This window comes from Streptomyces sp. NPDC005794 (assembly GCF_042871445.1).
Lineage (GTDB): Bacteria > Actinomycetota > Actinomycetes > Streptomycetales > Streptomycetaceae > Streptomyces.
In genome coordinates, this window is the sequence record NZ_JBIAIN010000021.1 from 119,090 (window position 1) to 135,045 (window position 15,956).

A 15,956-nucleotide genomic window follows, 5' to 3' on the forward strand; every position below is an offset into this window, starting at 1 on the left:
TCGTCCGGCTGCGAAGACAGACTGTACAGGAGGTCCGCGGGCCAGGTCGAACTCACCCACAGTGGTGGAGCTGTCACGCCCCCGGGGCGGGTCGGGTCACGGCGCCGCCGCGTCGATCGCCTTCACGATCCGCTTGTCCGAGACGGGCTGTGCGGTGCCCAGGGCGTGCGCGAAGTAGCTCACGCGCAGCTCCTCGATCATCCAGCGGATGTCCAGGACGTCCTGGGGTACCGGCCGCCCCTGCGGCAGCTGTTCGAGCAGCCAGGCGTACTCGTCCTGCATCTCGTGGACCTTCTCCATGCGCGTGGTGTCGCGCTGGACGTTCGTCGGCATCTGCTGCAGCCGGCGGTCCTCGGCGACCAGGTAGCGCATCAGGTCGGGCAGCCTGCGCAGCCCGGTCGCGGTGACGAACCCGGGCGGCATCAGGCGGGCCAGATGGTCCCGTACGTCCGTGACGTTGTTGATCAGGACCAGGCTGTTCGTCGACTTCAGCCGGCGCTCGCAGGCCTGCCAGGCGGCCAGGATCTGCTGGACCTGGCCGATCGTGCGGACGGTGAGGTCCACGAGGTCGGCGCGCACCTTGTCGTACAGCTTCCGGAACGACGCCTCGTCCCAGGCCGGGCCGCCGTGCGCGGCGATCAGCCGGTCGGCGGCCGCCGTCGCGCAGTCGTCGAACAGTGCCTGGATGGAGCCGTGCGGATTGCGGGACAGCGCCAGCTTCTGCTGGTTGGTGAGCTTGTCCGACGCGAACTTCGCCGGGTTCACGGGGATGTTCAGCAGGATCAGCTTCCGGGTGCCCCGCCACATCGCCTGCTGCTGCTCGGCCTGCGTGTCGAAGAGCCGTACGGCCACGCTGTCGCCCTGGTCGACGAGGGCCGGGTACGCCTTCACCGGCTGACCGGCCCGCCTCGTCTCGAAGATCCGGTTCAGCGTACCGATCGTCCAGTCGGTGAGGCCCGCACGCTCGACGGACTCGCCCGTGGGCCCCGCGGTGGCCGCGGCGGCCTGGGAGAGGGCCTGGCGGGCCTTGGGGCGCAGCTGGATCTTCAGCGCTTCCAGGTCCTTGTCCTCGGCCACCTTGCGGCGCCGTTCGTCGGTGATCCGGAAGGTGATCTTCAAGTGGTCCGGGATCCGTGACAGGTCGAAGTCGTCCGCCGTCACGGGGACGCCGACCATCCGCTGGAGCTCACGGGCGAGCGTGAGCGGCAGGGGCTCCTGCAGGGGGACCGCGCGGTCCAGGAACTTCGCCGCGTAGTCCGGGGCGGGGACGTAGTGCCTGCGGATGGGCTTGGGCAGCGAGCGGATGAGCTCGGTGACCACCCCGTCACGCAGGCCAGGGATCTGCCAGTCGAAGCCCTCGGAGGTGACCTGGTTGAGCACCTGGAGCGGAATGTGGACGGTCACACCGTCGGCGTCCGCGCCCGGCTCGAACTGGTAGGTCACCCGGAATTTGAGCTTCCCCTGCCGCCAGGAGTCCGGGTAGTCGTCCTTGGTGACGGCCCCGGCCTTCTCGTTGATGAGCATCGAGCGTTCGAAGTCGAGCGCGTCCGGCTCGTCACGGCGCTTGTGTTTCCACCAGGAGTCGAAGTGCGCCCCGGAGACGATGTGCTCCGGGATCCGCTGATCGTAGAAATCGAAGAGCGTCTCGTCGTCCACGAGGATGTCGCGGCGCCGGGCGCGGTGCTCCAACTCCTCGACCTCGCCCAGCAGTTTGCGGTTGTCGTGGAAGAACTGGTGGTGCGTGCGCCAGTCCCCCTCGACCAGGGCGTTGCGGATGAACAGGTCGCGCGACGCCTCCTGGTCGATCCGGCCGAAATTGATCTTGCGCTGGGCGACGATCGGTACCCCGTAGAGCGTGACCCTCTCGTACGCCATCACCGCGGCCTGGTCCTTCTCCCAGTGCGGCTCGCTGTACGTGCGCTTCAGCAGGTGCTGGGCGAGTGGCTCGATCCACTCCGGCTCGACCTTCGCGTTGACCCGTGCCCACAGCCGGGACGTCTCGACCAGCTCGGCCGACATCACGAAGCGCGGCTGCTTCTTGAACAGCGCGGATCCGGGGAAGACCGCGAACTTGGCGCTGCGGGCGCCCAGGTACTCGTTCTTCTCGGTGTCCTTCAGCCCGATGTGCGACAGCAGGCCGGCCAGCAGCGAGGTGTGCACCGACTGCTCCGGCACGTCGGCACCTGTGGAGGACTCCTTGACCTCGATGCCCATCTGCTTCGCGACCGTGCGGAGCTGGGCGTAGATGTCCTGCCACTCACGGATCCGCAGGAAGTTCAGATACTCCTGCTTGCACATCCGGCGGAAGCTGGAGGAGCCGCGCTCCTTCTGCTGCTCCCGGATGTAGCGCCACAGGTTCAGGAACGCCAGGAAGTCCGACGTCTCGTCCTTGAAGCGGGCGTGGTGCTGATCGGCCTGGGTCTGCTTCTCCGAGGGCCGCTCGCGCGGGTCCTGGATGGAGAGCGCCGCCGCGATGACCATGACCTCGCGGGCGCAGCCGTTCTTCTCGGCCTCGATGACCATGCGGGCCAGGCGCGGGTCGACGGGCAGCTGGGAGAGCTTGCGGCCCAGCGGGGTCAGCCTCTTCTTCGGATCCTTCTCTCCCGGGTCGAGCGCGCCGAGCTCCTGGAGCAGCTGGACGCCGTCGCGGATGTTGCGGTGGTCCGGCGGGTCGATGAAGGGGAACTTCTCGATGTCGCCGAGGCCGGCGGCGGTCATCTGGAGGATGACGGAGGCGAGGTTGGTCCGCAGGATCTCCGGATCGGTGAACTCCGGGCGGGTCACGAAGTCGTCCTCGGAGTACAGCCGGATGCAGATGCCGTCGGACGTACGGCCGCAGCGGCCCTTGCGCTGGTTGGCGCTGGCCTGCGAGATCCGCTCGATCGGCAGCCGCTGGACCTTGGTGCGGTGGCTGTAGCGGGAGATGCGGGCGTTGCCCGGGTCGATCACGTACTTGATGCCGGGGACGGTCAGCGAGGTCTCGGCGACGTTCGTCGCCAGCACGATCCTGCGTCCCGTGTGGCGCTGGAACACCCTGTGCTGCTCGGCGTGCGAGAGACGGGCGTAGAGGGGGAGTACCTCGGTGTGTCTGAGGTTGCGTTTGTTCAGCGCGTCCGCGGTGTCGCGGATCTCCCGTTCGCCGGAGAGGAAGACCAGGACATCGCCGGGGGCCTCGTGGTCCAGTTCGTCGACGGCGTCGCAGATCGCGGTGATCTGGTCGCGGTCGGAGTCCTGGCTGTCGTCCTCCAGCAGCGGCCGGTAGCGCACCTCCACCGGATACGTCCGGCCGCTGACCTCCACGATCGGCGCCTCGCCGAAGTGCTTCGCGAAGCGCTCCGGGTCGATGGTCGCCGAGGTGATGACGACCTTCAGATCGGGGCGCTTGGGCAGCAGCCTGGCCAGATAGCCCAGCAGGAAGTCGATGTTCAGCGACCGCTCGTGGGCCTCGTCGATGATGATCGTGTCGTAGGCGAGGAGCTCGCGGTCCGTCTGGATCTCGGCCAGCAGGATGCCGTCCGTCATCAGCTTCACGAAGGTCGCGTCGGGATTCACCTGGTCGGTGAAGCGCACCTTCCAGCCGACGGCCTCGCCGAGCGGGGTCTTCAGCTCGTCCGCGACGCGTTCGGCGACCGTACGGGCGGCGATGCGGCGGGGCTGGGTGTGCCCGATCATGCCCCGGACACCGCGCCCCAGCTCCATGCAGATCTTGGGGATCTGCGTGGTCTTGCCCGACCCGGTCTCACCCGCGACGATCACGACCTGGTGGTCGCGTATCGCCTCCAGGATCTCGTCCTTCTTCTGGCTGACGGGAAGCTGTTCCGGGTACGACAGAGCGGGCATCCGCGCGGCGCGTCCTGCGAGCCGCTCGGCTGCCTTCCCGGCTTCGGCCGAGATCTCGTCCACGACGGTCTGACGGGCCTCGGGCTTACGGATGCGGCGGGCACCCTCGAGACGGCGGCCGAGCCGGTGCGCGTCGCGGAGCGAGAGCTGCCCGAGCTGGGACTGGAGATCGGCGAAGGAAGTAGACATACGGACCCCAGGATCTCACCCGGGCGCGAGGAGTGGCGAACTTATTTCGTCCGGGCCGCGTCACACCGCTCCGCAAGGGCGTGCCGTGACGTCGATGACCGAGCGGGAGAGCGGGCTCACAGGCCGTACCATTCCGGGCAACTGATCACCCGTTTCCCGCGCGAGGCCCCACACCTCCGCACCGCACTGCCCCCCTGCACGGAGCGCCGTATGCCCACGCCCACCCGCCCCCCGTCCTCCCCGAAGAAGCCGTCCTCCGCGAGGAAGCCGATGCTCTTCGGCCTCGTCGTCGTCCTTGCCGCCGGGCTGCTCGGCTTCGTCTCCTACCGGGCGACCGCCCCGGACGCGTCCGCCGCCGATGCCCCGGCCGAGGCCACGACCGCCGCCCCGGACTCCGACGTCTACCGGGAGCTGGCTGACCTCGCCCGGCGCGACGCCGGCGACAAGCTGGCACAAGGCCGCACCGACGCCCCCGTGGTCCTCATCGAATACGCCGACTTCAAGTGCGGCTACTGCGGGAAGTTCGCCCGGGACACCGAACCCGAACTGATCAAGAAGTACGTCGACGACGGCACCCTGCGCATCGAGTGGCGCAACTTCCCGATCTTCGGCAAGGAGTCCGAGGCCGCCGCCCGCGCCTCCTGGGCGGCAGGGCAGCAGGACCGCTTCTGGGCCTTCCACGAGGCCGCCTATGCCGAGGACGCCAAGGAGCAGGGCTTCGGCAAGGACCGGCTCAGGGACCTCGCCCGGCAGGCCGGCGTCAAGGACCTCGACCGCTTCGTAGAGGACACGGACAGCCCGGCGGCCGCCGAAGCCGTCAGCGCCGACCAGGAACAGGCCTACGGGATCGGCGCCACGTCCACCCCGTCCTTCCTCATCAACGGCCGCCCCCTGGCCGGAGCACAGCCCATGGCCGTGTTCACCGAGGCCATCGAGGCCGCGGCGGCCGAGGAAGCGAACGTCGGAAGCGCCGGGGACCCCGCGAAGTGACCCCGGACCTCGGATACTTCGCCGCCCTGCTCGGCGGCCTGCTGGCCCTCGTCAGCCCGTGCAGCGCCCTGCTGCTCCCGGCCTTCTTCGCGTACTCCGTCGACTCCGCCTCGCGGCTGCTGGCCCGTACGGGCATCTTCTACGCGGGTCTCGCCACCACGCTCGTCCCGCTCGGCGCCGCCGGCTCGTACGCCGGCAGGCTCTTCTACGGGCACCGTGACGCACTCGTCCTCGGCGCGGGCTGGCTGATCATCGGGCTCGGCCTCGCCCAGATCGTCGGGCTGGGCTTCGCCTCCCGGCGGATCGCCGCCCTCAGTGGCCGGATCCGGCCCACGACCGCCCTCTCCGTCTACGCCCTGGGCGCGGTCTACGGGCTGGCGGGCTTCTGCGCGGGCCCGATCCTCGGCAGCGTCCTCACGGTCGCGGCCGTCAGCGGCAGCCCCGTCTACGGCGGACTGCTGCTCGCCGTCTACGCGCTGGGCATGGCCGTTCCGCTGTTCGTGCTCGCCCTGCTCTGGGAACGCTTCGACCTCGGCCGCCGGGCCTGGCTGCGGGGCAGGCCGCTGCGCGTCGGCCGCTTCGAACTGCACAGCACCTCGCTGCTCTCCGGACTCTTCTTCATCGGGCTCGGAGTGCTCTTCCTCGTGTACGACGGGACGACCGCGCTGCCCGGACTCCTGGACGTGGACGACTCGTTCGCCGTCGAGCAGTGGGCCCAGCGCCTCGGTGAGCGGGTGCCGGACGCCCTGGCGCTGGGTGTCGTGGCGGTGGTGGGGCTGCTGGCCCTCGGGCTGCAGATGTGGCGGCGGCGCACCGGGCGGAAGGAAGAGGAAGCGGTCTGACAACGACGAAGGCCCCGTCCATCGGACGGGGCCTTCGGGTGGTGGCTGGGGCCGGGATCGAACCGGCGACCTATCGCTTTTCAGGCGATCGCTCGTACCAACTGAGCTACCCAGCCACGCAGCTCGTACGGGCTGCAGCGGTCCTGACGGGATTTGAACCCGCGGCCTCCACCTTGACAGGGTGGCGAGCACTCCAAACTGCTCCACAGGACCTAGCTAATGTGCGAGACAAGTCTCGCACACCGTAAAGCGTGCCCCCAACGGGATTCGAACCCGTGCTACCGCCTTGAAAGGGCGGCGTCCTGGGCCACTAGACGATGAGGGCTAAGGGCCCACCTGCGCGCTTTCCAGCGCGTCGGGGACGTGAGAAGCATATGTGATGGCAGGAGGTATCGCCAAAACGGTTTCGGCTGACGTCAGGGGGAGGCCGTGGAGGGGGTCGGAGAGGGGGACGGACTCTTCAGGTTCTCCTCCGGGAGATGGCGGCTGACCTCGGCCGTCGTCAGCCCGAGACCTCCGAGGGTGATCTCGTCCCAGGCCTGCAGATGCCGGGTGGGGCGGTCCAGGTAGAGCACGGAGGCGCGCACCTTCTCCGGCTTCTCGTTCTGCACGGCGCGCAGTCCGCCGCCGCCCGTGGAGCCCTCGACCTTCAGCCGCGTACCCAGTGGCAGCAGTTCGTTCACCCGGTGGTGCACATGGCCGGCCAGGACCAGTGGGACCGTGCCGTCCGTCTCCCGCGCCGCGTCCGGGTCGTGTGCCACCGCGATGTCCACCGGGGTGCCCGCCCGCTCCTGGTCACGCAGCGCCGAGGCGAGGCGCATGCCCGCGAGCTGCACGGAGGCCTTGCCGCCGGTGGGACGGGAACGGTCCGGGGTGAACTGCGGGTCACCGGTGCCGGCGATCCGCAGCCCGGCCACGTTCACCGCGCCGCCCTCGTCCAGGACGTGCACGTTCCTGGTCTTCTCCAGATGGGCCTGGGTCTCCTTGGAGTCGTGGTTGCCCCGCACCCAGACATACGGCGCGCCGAGGTCGCGGACGGGGTCCAGGAAGCCGTTCTCCGCGGCCGTGCCGTGGTCCATCGTGTCGCCGGAGTCGACGATCACGTCGATCTCGTACTGCTCGACGAGCGAGCCGACGATGTGCCAGGCGGCCGGGTTGAGATGGATGTCGGACACATGCAGAACCCTGATGGTCGCCGGGTCCGGCTGATACACGGGGAGGGTGGACGTGGCGTCGTACAGCTTGGTGACGTTGGTGACGAGCCGGGCCAGTTCCTGCTGGTAGACGTCGAATTCGGTGACGATCGAGCGGGCGTCGCCGACCACCGAGGGGGCGCTGGAGAGCAGCCCGGAGAACTTCGGCTCCAGGACGGACTTCGGATTCCAGGTCGCGTACGCGCTGACGCCCGAGGCGGCCAGCAGCGCCAGGGCGAGGCCCCCGGCGGTCAGCGCGCGGCGCGGGCGCCGGTACACGACCAGGCCGAGGGCGGTGGCGCCGGAGACCACGGCCACGCAGGAGCGGACGGCCAGCTCCCGGGTGCCGGAGGCGACGTCGTCGGTGACCTCGTCCTGGAGACCTGAGAGGCGTTCGGGGTGCTTGACCAGGGCCTGCGAGCGCTCCGGGTCCAGTTGGTCGACGTCCACGTCCAGGCGGACCGGGGCGCGATGGGAGTCCAGCTCCAGGGCGCCGAGCGGGGACACGTTGATCTTGGTGCCGCCGCTCACCGACGGCCGCAGGGTCATGGTGGTGTCCATGGGGCCCACCGGCGTACGCACACTGCCGACGACCAGCAGCCCGAGCCAGGCGCCCAGCACGACCACGGCCAGCAGGCCGCACGCGCGTTTCCAGGGGTGTGCGGCGGGGACGAGCCCGCCGGCGGGGGCGGTGGCGCGCGAGTGGGAGCGGCGGAGGCGGAGACGGGCGGCTGCGGCGTGGAACGGGCGTGCCATTGGGCGCGTATGCCCCGATCGGGGCGTGGACATGCGGGCGGGGGGAGAGCCGTGGGCCGGGCGGGTGGCCGCCGGGGCGGGTGGGGCCCGCCCGTTCCGGCCCGGCGTACGTGACAATGGCGGGGTGCTGGAGATGACGCGCGAGGAGTTCGAAGAGCTGGTGAGCCTGGCTCTTGACCGGGTCCCGCCGGAGCTGATGCGGCTGATGGACAACGTCGCGGTGTTCGTGGAGGAGGAACCGGAGGACTCGGAGGACCGGGAGCTGCTCGGACTCTACGAGGGCACCCCGCTCACCGAGCGCGGTGAGTGGTACGCGGGCGTCCTGCCGGACCGGATCACCATCTACCGGGGGCCGACGCTGCGGATGTGCCAGACCCGTGAGGACGTGGTCGCCGAGACCGAGATCACCGTGGTCCATGAGATCGCCCACCACTTCGGCATCGACGACGAGCGCCTGCACGAGCTGGGGTACGGGTGAGCACCCAGGATCCGCCGCCCGTCCGGCCCGTCGTCGACCCGGACGTCGATCTCTCCGTACCGGCGCAGCGCGCCGAGACCGCGGGGACCGGCAGGTACCGGGTCCTGGCGGCGATCGCGGCGGGCGGCGCCCTGGGGGCCGCTGCCCGCTATGCGGCCTCGCTGGCGTGGCCTGCCGCCGAGGGGGCGTTCCCCTGGGCGGTCTTCGTCGTCAACGTGACGGGCTGCGCCCTGCTCGGGGTGCTGATGGTGCTGGTGACGGAACGGGGCACGGTCACCCACCCGCTGGTGCGGCCGTTCCTGGGGGTCGGGGTGCTCGGCGGGTTCACCACCTTCTCGACGTACGCCGCCGATGTGTCGAAGCTGCTGGCCCGTCAGGAGGCGGTGACGGCCATGGCGTACATGGCCGCGACGGCCGTGGCCGCGCTCGGCGCGGTGTGGGGGGCGGCCGCGCTCACCCGCGCGCTGGTCGACGGGCGGGGGCGGCCGGCGTGAACTGGCTGCTGGTCGTCCTCGGGGGCGCTGTCGGGGCGCCGCTGCGCTATCTGACGGACCGTGCGGTGCAGGCGCGGCACGGTGCCGGGCTGCCGTACGTGTTCCCGTGGGGGACCTTCACCGTCAACGCGGCGGGCAGCCTGCTGCTCGGGGTGCTCACGGGGGCGACGGTGTCCACACCTGTGTACGCCCTGCTGGGCACGGGCCTGTGCGGGGCGCTGACGACGTACTCGACGTTCTCGTACGAGACCCTGCGGCTGGCCGAGGCGGGTCGTGGCTTCCTGGCCGGCGCCAATGTGGTGGCGTCCCTGCTCGTGGGGTTCGGGGCGGTGTTCCTGGGGGTGGAGCTGGCGGGGGGCTTCGGGGACTCCGTGGGATGACCCGGGCGGCCGGCGCGTGTGCGGGAGTTGTGTCCGGGCGTGTCCCCCGTGGGGGCAGGGGAGTTGGACACAGCGCTCTCCCGTCCCCGCTGTTCCTCTCCTTCACGGAGGTGCCACCCCGTGCGCCAGTTGTCCGTCCGCGTCCGCTGGGCAGCCGTCACCGCGCTGACGATCGCCGCGTCCACAGGCTGTGTGAGCGTCGGTGACGACGACGCCGGGAAGCCGGCCCCTTCCCGTTCCGCCGACCCGAAGGGTGCGTCGGCCCGGCCGGACGGCGGCACGGTGTCCGGCACCGGCCGGACCGGCTCCGGCGGTGGCCGTGCCGAGGCGCAGTCCGACCGCGGCGCCTCACGCAAGCCGGACGCCAAGGCCTCGGGCGGTGCCCCGTCGGCCGGCCCCGAGAAGGCCCGCCCGGCGCCCGGTGGGCCGGCCACCCCGGAACCGACCCAGGGCGGCCCCCTGCCGACCCCGGAGCCCAGTTCCCCGGGGCCGGGTGAACCGCCGCCCCCGCCGGTCACCCCTGAGGAGCCGCCTCCCTCGCCCGAGCCGGAGCCCTCGCCGCCGCCGGAGCAGCCCACGGCCTCGCCGGCCGCGCAGTACCGCACGGACGCGATGGGGCAGCCGGAGCGGGTCGAGGTGTGGCCCACTCCGCGGGTATCACCGCAGGTCGCGCCGGTGTGAGCCGGGCCGGTTTGCGCGAATGGGGGGAGGGTGCGTATGGTAGTAGATCGTTTGATCCTATGCCCGGCGCCGACACAGAAGAGCGCCGTGTGGCGCGTACTCTCCCTTGCCGTGGCTGGACCGCATTGAGGCGGTCGAAATTGCGAAAACACGGAGTTACGGGCGCGTGCCGAGACTCCGGAAGGTTTCGCATTTCGCATGTCAATTTCCAGCTCTGACAACACCGTCATGTCCGAGAACGTCGTCGAGAACATCGAGGTCGTCGAAGCAGCCGAGGCCGTAGTGGCCCAGGCCCCCGAGGCCGCCGACGAGACCCCCGTCGCGGAGACCCCCGTCGCGGACATCTCCGCTTCGGAGATCCCCGCCGACGACGCCTCCGACGAGGACGCCGAGCCGAGCGTTACGTTCGCCTCGCTCGGACTGCCCGAGGGCATCGTCCGCAAGCTCGCGCAGAACGGCGTGACGGCTCCCTTCCCGATCCAGGCCGCGACCATCCCGGACGCCCTGGCCGGCAAGGACATCCTGGGCCGTGGCCGTACCGGCTCCGGCAAGACACTCTCCTTCGGTCTGCCGACCCTGGCCACGCTGGCCGGCGGTCACACCGAGAAGAAGAAGCCCCGCGCGATCATCCTCACGCCGACCCGTGAGCTCGCGATGCAGGTCGCGGACGCTCTGCAGCCCTACGGCGACGTGCTCGGCCTGAAGATGAAGGTCGTCTGCGGCGGTACGTCGATGGGCAACCAGATCTACGCGCTGGAGCGCGGTGTCGACGTCCTCGTCGCCACCCCGGGCCGGCTGCGCGACATCATCAACCGTGGCGCCTGCTCCCTGGAGAACGTCCAGGTCGCGGTCCTCGACGAGGCCGACCAGATGTCGGACCTGGGCTTCCTGCCCGAGGTCACCGAGCTGCTCGACCAGATCCCCGGTGGCGGCCAGCGCATGCTCTTCTCCGCCACGATGGAGAACGAGATCGGCACGCTCGTCAAGCGTTACCTGAGCAACCCGGTCACCCACGAGGTCGACAGCGCCCAGGGCAACGTCTCGACCATGTCGCACCACGTCCTCGTCGTGAAGCCGAAGGACAAGGCGCCGGTCACGGCCGCGATCGCCGCCCGCAAGGGCCGCACGATCATCTTCGTCCGCACCCAGCTGGGCGCCGACCGCATCGCCGAGCAGCTCATCGAGTCCGGCGTGAAGGCCGACGCACTGCACGGCGGCATGACGCAGGGCGCTCGTACCCGCGTCCTCGAGGACTTCAAGAAGGGCTACGTCAACGCCCTGGTCGCCACCGACGTCGCCGCCCGCGGCATCCACGTCGACGGCATCGACCTGGTCCTCAACGTGGACCCGGCCGGCGACCACAAGGACTACCTGCACCGCTCGGGCCGTACCGCCCGTGCCGGCAAGTCCGGTGTCGTCGTCTCGCTGGCGCTTCCGCACCAGCGTCGTCAGATCTTCCGCCTCATGGAGGACGCGGGCGTCGACGCCTCGCGTCACCTCGTGCAGGGCGCGGGCGTCTTCGAGCCCGAGGTGGCCGAGATCACCGGCGCCCGTTCGCTCACCGAGGTCCAGGCCGACTCCGCGAACAACGCGGCCAAGCAGGCCGAGCGCGAGGCCGCCGATCTCACCAAGCAGCTGGAGCGCATCCAGCGCCGTGCCGTGGAGCTGCGCGAGGAGGCCGACCGTCTGGTCGCCCGTGCCGCCCGCGAGCGGGGCGACGACCCGGAGGCAGCGGTGGCCGAGGTCGCCGCCGAGGCCGAGGCCGCTCTGGTGGCCGCCGCGTCCGTGCCGGAGCAGCCGGCCGCGCGTGACGACCGCCGTGACGACCGGGGCAGCTACGGCCGCCGTGACGACCGTGGTGGCGACCGCCGCGACGACCGTGGTGGCGACCGTGGTGGATACCGAGGCGGCAGCGACCGTGTCGGCGAGCGCAGTGGCCGTCCCTCCGGTGGGACCGGCTACCGCGGCAGCAACGACCGTCCGTCGTTCCGCGGCAGCAGCGACCGTCCGTCCGGTGGCTTCCGCTCCGGTGGCGGTGACCGTCGGGACGACCGTGGTGGCCGTTCCTTCGAGCGTCGTGACAACGACCGCCCGGCGTTCAACCGTGACCGTCGTGACGAGCGTCCGTCCGGTGGCTTCCGCTCCGGTGGTGGCGACCGTCGGGACGACCGTGGTGGCCGTTCCTTCGAGCGTCGTGACAACGACCGCCCGGCGTTCAACCGTGACAACGACCGCCCCGCGTTCAACCGTGACCGTCGTGACGAGCGTCCGTCCGGTGGCTTCCGCTCCGGTGGCAGCGACCGTCCGTTCAACCGTGACCGTCGTGACGACCGTCCCTCGGGCGGCTTCCGCTCCGGTGGCAGCGACCGTCCGACCGGCCGCCGCGACGACCACCGCGGTGGCACCGGCACGGGTACCGGCACCGGCACCTTCGGCCGCCGCGACGACAAGCCGCGCTGGAAGCGCAACGGCTGAGTCCGGCTGACTCACTGATCGGTCCCCGGGGCCCGTACAGCACTTCGGTGCTGTACGGGCCCCGGGGCGTTTCCGCAGAGCTCCCGAGGGCATCGCTGGGGGCATGACAAACGACGAAGCGGTGGCCGCCGAGCCACCACCGGACGTTCTGCACAGCCCTCCGGCCGCGCTCTCCGACGAGGAACGGCTCGCCGAACTCGGCTACACCCAGGTGCTCGCCCGCCGGATGTCCGCCTTCTCCAACTACGCCGTCTCGTTCACGATCATCTCGGTGCTCTCCGGCTGCCTGACGATGTACCTGTTCGGCATGAACACCGGCGGGCCCGCCGTCATCACCTGGGGATGGGTCGGCGTCGGACTGATGACGCTGTTCGTCGGCCTGGCGATGGCCGAGATCTGTTCGGCGTACCCGACGTCCGCGGGCCTGTACTTCTGGGCCCACCGTCTCGCCCCGCCGCGATCCGCCGCCGCGTGGGCCTGGTTCGCGGGCTGGTTCAACGTGCTCGGCCAGGTCGCCGTCACCGCCGGTATCGACTTCGGGGCGGCGTCCTTCCTCGGGGCGTACCTGAACCTCCAGTTCGGCTTCGAGGTCACACCCGGCCGCACGATCCTGCTCTTCGCGGCGATCCTGATCCTGCACGGGCTGCTGAACACCTTCGGCGTCGGCATCGTCGCCGTGCTCAACAACGTCAGCGTCTGGTGGCACGTCGTCGGTGTCGCCGTCATCGTCGGCGCGCTCACCTTCGTACCGGACTCGCACCAGTCGGCGTCGTACGTCTTCACCGAGTTCGTCAACAACACCGGCTGGGGCAGCGGCTTCTACGTCGTGATGATCGGCCTGCTGATGGCGCAGTACACCTTCACCGGCTACGACGCCTCCGCCCACATGACGGAGGAGACCCACGACGCGGCCGTGGCGGGACCGCGCGGCATCGTGCAGTCCATCTGGACGTCCTGGATCGCCGGCTTCGTGCTCCTGCTGGGCTTCACCTTCGCCATCCAGTCGTACGACGGCGCCCTGAACTCCCCGACCGGCGCCCCGCCCGCGCAGATCCTCCTGGACGCGCTGGGGGCCACCACGGGCAAGCTCCTGCTGCTCGTCGTGATCGGCGCACAGCTGTTCTGCGGGATGGCCTCGGTGACCGCCAACAGCCGCATGATCTACGCCTTCTCGCGCGACGGGGCGCTGCCCTTCTCCCGCGTCTGGCACACGGTCAGCCCCCGTACCCGCACGCCCGTCGCGGCGGTCTGGCTGGCCGCGCTCGGAGCCCTGGCCCTCGGCCTCCCGTACCTCATCAACGTCACCGCGTACACCGCCGTGACGTCCATCGCGGTCATCGGCCTCTACATCGCCTACGTCATCCCCACCCTGCTCAGGCTGTTGCGGGGCGACGACTTCGTCCGGGGCCCCTGGCACCTCGGCCGGTGGTCCCGGCCCATCGGCGTCGTCGCGGTGTCCTGGGTCGGGGTGATCACGGTGCTCTTCATGCTGCCCCAGGTGTCCCCGGTCACGTGGGAGAGCTTCAACTACGCCCCGCTGGCCGTCCTGGTGGTCCTCGGCTTCGCCGCCGTCTGGTGGGTGGTGTCCGCGCGCCACTGGTTCCTCAAGCCGCCCGCACCGGATCACAAACGCACGATCACGGACGAAAGCACGGACTGAAGCGGCCCGCCCCGGGTACGACAGGGCCCGGCACCCGATACCCGATCGGCTGCCGGGCCCGGGGAAGCTATGCTCGGGGGTGATCCATCCCGGGCCGTTAGCTCAATTGGTCAGAGCAGCGGACTTTTAATCCGTTGGTTGTGGGTTCGAGTCCCACACGGCCTACCGATCGCGTCACCCTCGGAACCCCCGCTGACCTGGTCAGACGGGGGTTCTGTCGTTCCCGGAGCCTGGGCCCCGGGGGCTACCCTCGCCGGGTGAGCTTCAACACCTGTGCGAGGAAGGTCCGCGACGCGGCGCTTCCGCACCGTCTCCGCGTGACGCAGCTCCGGTCCTGCGTGCAGTTGTACCGGCCGATCGGCTTTCGGGCGACGCTGAGTCTCCTCGAAGCCAAGGCGGGGCCCTACGGCAGGGACGAGGGCGCCTTGCTCCGTGCGTTGGGTGTGCTGGAGGCCAGCAGGGACGCGTGGCACGTGGAGCTGCGGGCGTTCGACGGGACGCGAAGGCTCGCCAAGGGGCAGGGGGCACGTCAGCCGCGTCAGGCCGAGCGGAATCCGTATCGCGAGATGTGGTGGTCGGGTGCGCCACGGGAGGGCGCCCTGCACGCTCTGTGGTTCCTGCGCGACCGACGGGGGATCCCGATGGTCGCCGGCGATCAGGTTGCCGCGGACCTGCTCCGTTGTGTCGGCGCCTGCCTGGAATCCGGTGGGCCGTTGGCGCCGGAAGAGCGCCTTGTGCTGGCGGAGTGCGTCCGCAGGCTCGGGGAGCGACGGGACTCGGCCCGGGAGGACGACTGCACGGGCCGTCTCCGCACCCACGACCTGCTCCGGGCCGCCCGTCACGTGGAGGTCGCGGCGGCTGGATGAGGGGTGTGCGCGAGCGGCTGTGCGCGGTCTCAGCGTGCGGACTTCGCGATGGCCGCAGGGTGACGAAGCCGGTCAGGTTCCGGTGCACCTGCTCGGATCGGTGGAGCGCGTCACCGATGAGCCATTCGCTCCCCTCGGGCCACTCGTGAGTCCGGCCCCGTGCGTGGTCGGGGAGGCCGACGGCTTCGGCGGAGCGGGTGCTCCAGGGGGCTTCGCCCGTCAGCGGGCGCGGCTCAGGGCCGAGGCCAGTGGCGGCCGCCGATGCGTTCGATGTCGGAATTGAAGCGCCGCAGGTAGGCGGCGAAGGCGGAGATGTCCTCCTCGGGCCAGCCGGCCATGACGCGCTCCAGGGAGCTGACCATGCCCTCGCGTTCCGCGTCGAGGGTCTTCGCGCCCTCCTCGGTGATGCGGAACTTGCGGGCCATCCCGCCGTCCGGGTCGGGGATCCGCTCCACGAAGCCGGCGCGCATGACCGCGGCGGTCTGCCGGTTGAGCGTGGAGACGTCGAGTTCGAAGGCCTCGCTGAGCTCGCCGACGGACATCGGCCCCTGGACACGGATGCGGCTGAGCAGGACGTACGCGCTGCGTTCCAGGAGGCCGTCCTTGCGGCGTCCCTTTCTCTGGTTCAGCAGGCCGTGACGGCTGAGCAGCATCTGCTCGTACTCGACCTCCTGCGTTGCCCTGTTCATGCGCGGGCACCTCCTGCTTCCTGCCGGGCGAGGCCGGTGTGTCGTCGTGCCGTCGGGCGGGCCGTCGTGCGTGCTGATGTCATCGTATGTTCACGAGTGAGTGTATGGACCACATCGTGTGCACAGTGCAATAGGGGTCGGGATGTCAGGTCTTCCGCCGGCAGATGGCGGACACGGCGACGAGGCGGGCTCCACCGCCCCGGGCACGGTCGCGGCCGAAGCCTGACCGCTGCCACCGGGGGCTTCAGATATTTCTGCTGCACGGGCATTGACCGTGGGAGTGGGCCGACTTACGTTCTTCGCGTTGCCCTTCGTATGTCATATATCAGACGCGATATGAGAGCTGGGGCCCCGCAATTCCCCCACGACTTCACGCTGCGGCGGCCCGTTGGCCGACGCCGCGCAGGTGAGCACGCAGAGAAG

The 15,956-nt window shown here is 70.4% G+C and carries 12 protein-coding genes and 4 tRNA genes; 10 read left to right on the forward strand and 6 right to left on the reverse strand.

The genetic code is table 11. The features are described from left to right. Positions 1–96: 96 nt before the first annotated feature. The gene (hrpA, locus tag ACFYQ5_RS29130; RefSeq protein WP_389201823.1) at positions 97–4,029 is read right to left on the reverse strand and encodes an ATP-dependent RNA helicase HrpA; all 3,933 of its coding nucleotides are present in this window, start codon (positions 4,027–4,029) and stop codon (positions 97–99) included. Positions 4,030–4,239: 210 nt separating this feature from the next. Here hrpA and ACFYQ5_RS29135 point away from each other — a divergent pair, with 210 nt between their 5' ends. Next, positions 4,240–5,019: a DsbA family protein gene (locus ACFYQ5_RS29135; protein WP_389201825.1), complete on the forward strand. Its 780-nt coding sequence runs from the start codon at positions 4,240–4,242 to the stop codon at positions 5,017–5,019. Beyond that, on the forward strand, positions 5,016–5,861 hold the full coding sequence (locus ACFYQ5_RS29140) for a cytochrome c biogenesis CcdA family protein (RefSeq protein WP_389201827.1): 846 nt from the start codon (positions 5,016–5,018) through the stop codon (positions 5,859–5,861). Before ACFYQ5_RS29135 ends, ACFYQ5_RS29140 begins: the two co-directional genes overlap by 4 nt. 39 nt (positions 5,862–5,900) lie before the next feature. On the opposite strand, the gene ACFYQ5_RS29145 is transcribed toward ACFYQ5_RS29140, so the two are convergent. The 4 genes from ACFYQ5_RS29145 to ACFYQ5_RS29160 all read right to left on the reverse strand — a co-directional run bounded on the left by ACFYQ5_RS29145 (position 5,901) and on the right by ACFYQ5_RS29160 (position 7,810). Next, positions 5,901–5,977, reverse strand: a tRNA-Phe gene (locus tag ACFYQ5_RS29145). A gap of 22 nt (positions 5,978–5,999) precedes the next feature. Continuing rightward, positions 6,000–6,074 (reverse strand) — tRNA-Asp (locus tag ACFYQ5_RS29150). Between the two features lie 39 nt (positions 6,075–6,113). Further along, positions 6,114–6,186: transfer RNA gene (locus tag ACFYQ5_RS29155), tRNA-Glu, on the reverse strand. 91 nt (positions 6,187–6,277) lie between these two features. Then, positions 6,278–7,810 carry a metallophosphoesterase gene (locus ACFYQ5_RS29160; RefSeq protein WP_389201828.1) on the reverse strand — a complete coding sequence of 511 codons (1,533 nt, stop codon included), beginning with the start codon at positions 7,808–7,810 and terminating at the stop codon, positions 6,278–6,280. A 124-nt stretch (positions 7,811–7,934) separates the two neighbouring features. On the opposite strand from ACFYQ5_RS29160, the gene ACFYQ5_RS29165 reads away from it, so the two are divergent. The 8 genes from ACFYQ5_RS29165 (at position 7,935) to ACFYQ5_RS29200 (ending at position 14,844) form a co-directional block, all read left to right on the forward strand. Beyond that, positions 7,935–8,288 carry a metallopeptidase family protein gene (locus ACFYQ5_RS29165; RefSeq protein ID WP_389201829.1) on the forward strand — a complete coding sequence of 118 codons (354 nt, stop codon included), beginning with the start codon at positions 7,935–7,937 and terminating at the stop codon, positions 8,286–8,288. Then, on the forward strand, positions 8,285–8,782 hold the full coding sequence (locus tag ACFYQ5_RS29170) for a fluoride efflux transporter FluC (protein ID WP_389201831.1): 498 nt from the start codon (positions 8,285–8,287) through the stop codon (positions 8,780–8,782). Before ACFYQ5_RS29165 ends, ACFYQ5_RS29170 begins: the two co-directional genes overlap by 4 nt. Further along, complete coding sequence (locus ACFYQ5_RS29175; RefSeq protein WP_389201832.1) at positions 8,779–9,162, forward strand: fluoride efflux transporter FluC; 384 nt, start codon at positions 8,779–8,781, stop codon at positions 9,160–9,162. Before ACFYQ5_RS29170 ends, ACFYQ5_RS29175 begins: the two co-directional genes overlap by 4 nt. 120 nt (positions 9,163–9,282) lie before the next feature. Next, the gene (locus ACFYQ5_RS29180; RefSeq protein ID WP_389201833.1) at positions 9,283–9,843 is read left to right on the forward strand and encodes a hypothetical protein; all 561 of its coding nucleotides are present in this window, start codon (positions 9,283–9,285) and stop codon (positions 9,841–9,843) included. Between the two features lie 198 nt (positions 9,844–10,041). Continuing rightward, positions 10,042–12,318 carry a DEAD/DEAH box helicase gene (locus ACFYQ5_RS29185; RefSeq protein ID WP_389201834.1) on the forward strand — a complete coding sequence of 759 codons (2,277 nt, stop codon included), beginning with the start codon at positions 10,042–10,044 and terminating at the stop codon, positions 12,316–12,318. A 103-nt stretch (positions 12,319–12,421) separates the two neighbouring features. Next, positions 12,422–13,978 (forward strand): amino acid permease, encoded by a 1,557-nt coding sequence (locus ACFYQ5_RS29190; protein WP_389201835.1) that lies wholly within the window; start codon positions 12,422–12,424, stop codon positions 13,976–13,978. 91 nt (positions 13,979–14,069) lie between these two features. After that, positions 14,070–14,143 (forward strand) — tRNA-Lys (locus ACFYQ5_RS29195). 92 nt (positions 14,144–14,235) lie between these two features. Further along, positions 14,236–14,844 carry a hypothetical protein gene (locus ACFYQ5_RS29200; protein ID WP_389201836.1) on the forward strand — a complete coding sequence of 203 codons (609 nt, stop codon included), beginning with the start codon at positions 14,236–14,238 and terminating at the stop codon, positions 14,842–14,844. A 233-nt stretch (positions 14,845–15,077) separates the two neighbouring features. Here ACFYQ5_RS29200 and ACFYQ5_RS29205 read toward each other — a convergent pair whose 3' ends face one another. Next, positions 15,078–15,533 (reverse strand): MarR family winged helix-turn-helix transcriptional regulator, encoded by a 456-nt coding sequence (locus ACFYQ5_RS29205; protein ID WP_389201837.1) that lies wholly within the window; start codon positions 15,531–15,533, stop codon positions 15,078–15,080. Between the last annotated feature and the right edge of the window lie 423 nt (positions 15,534–15,956).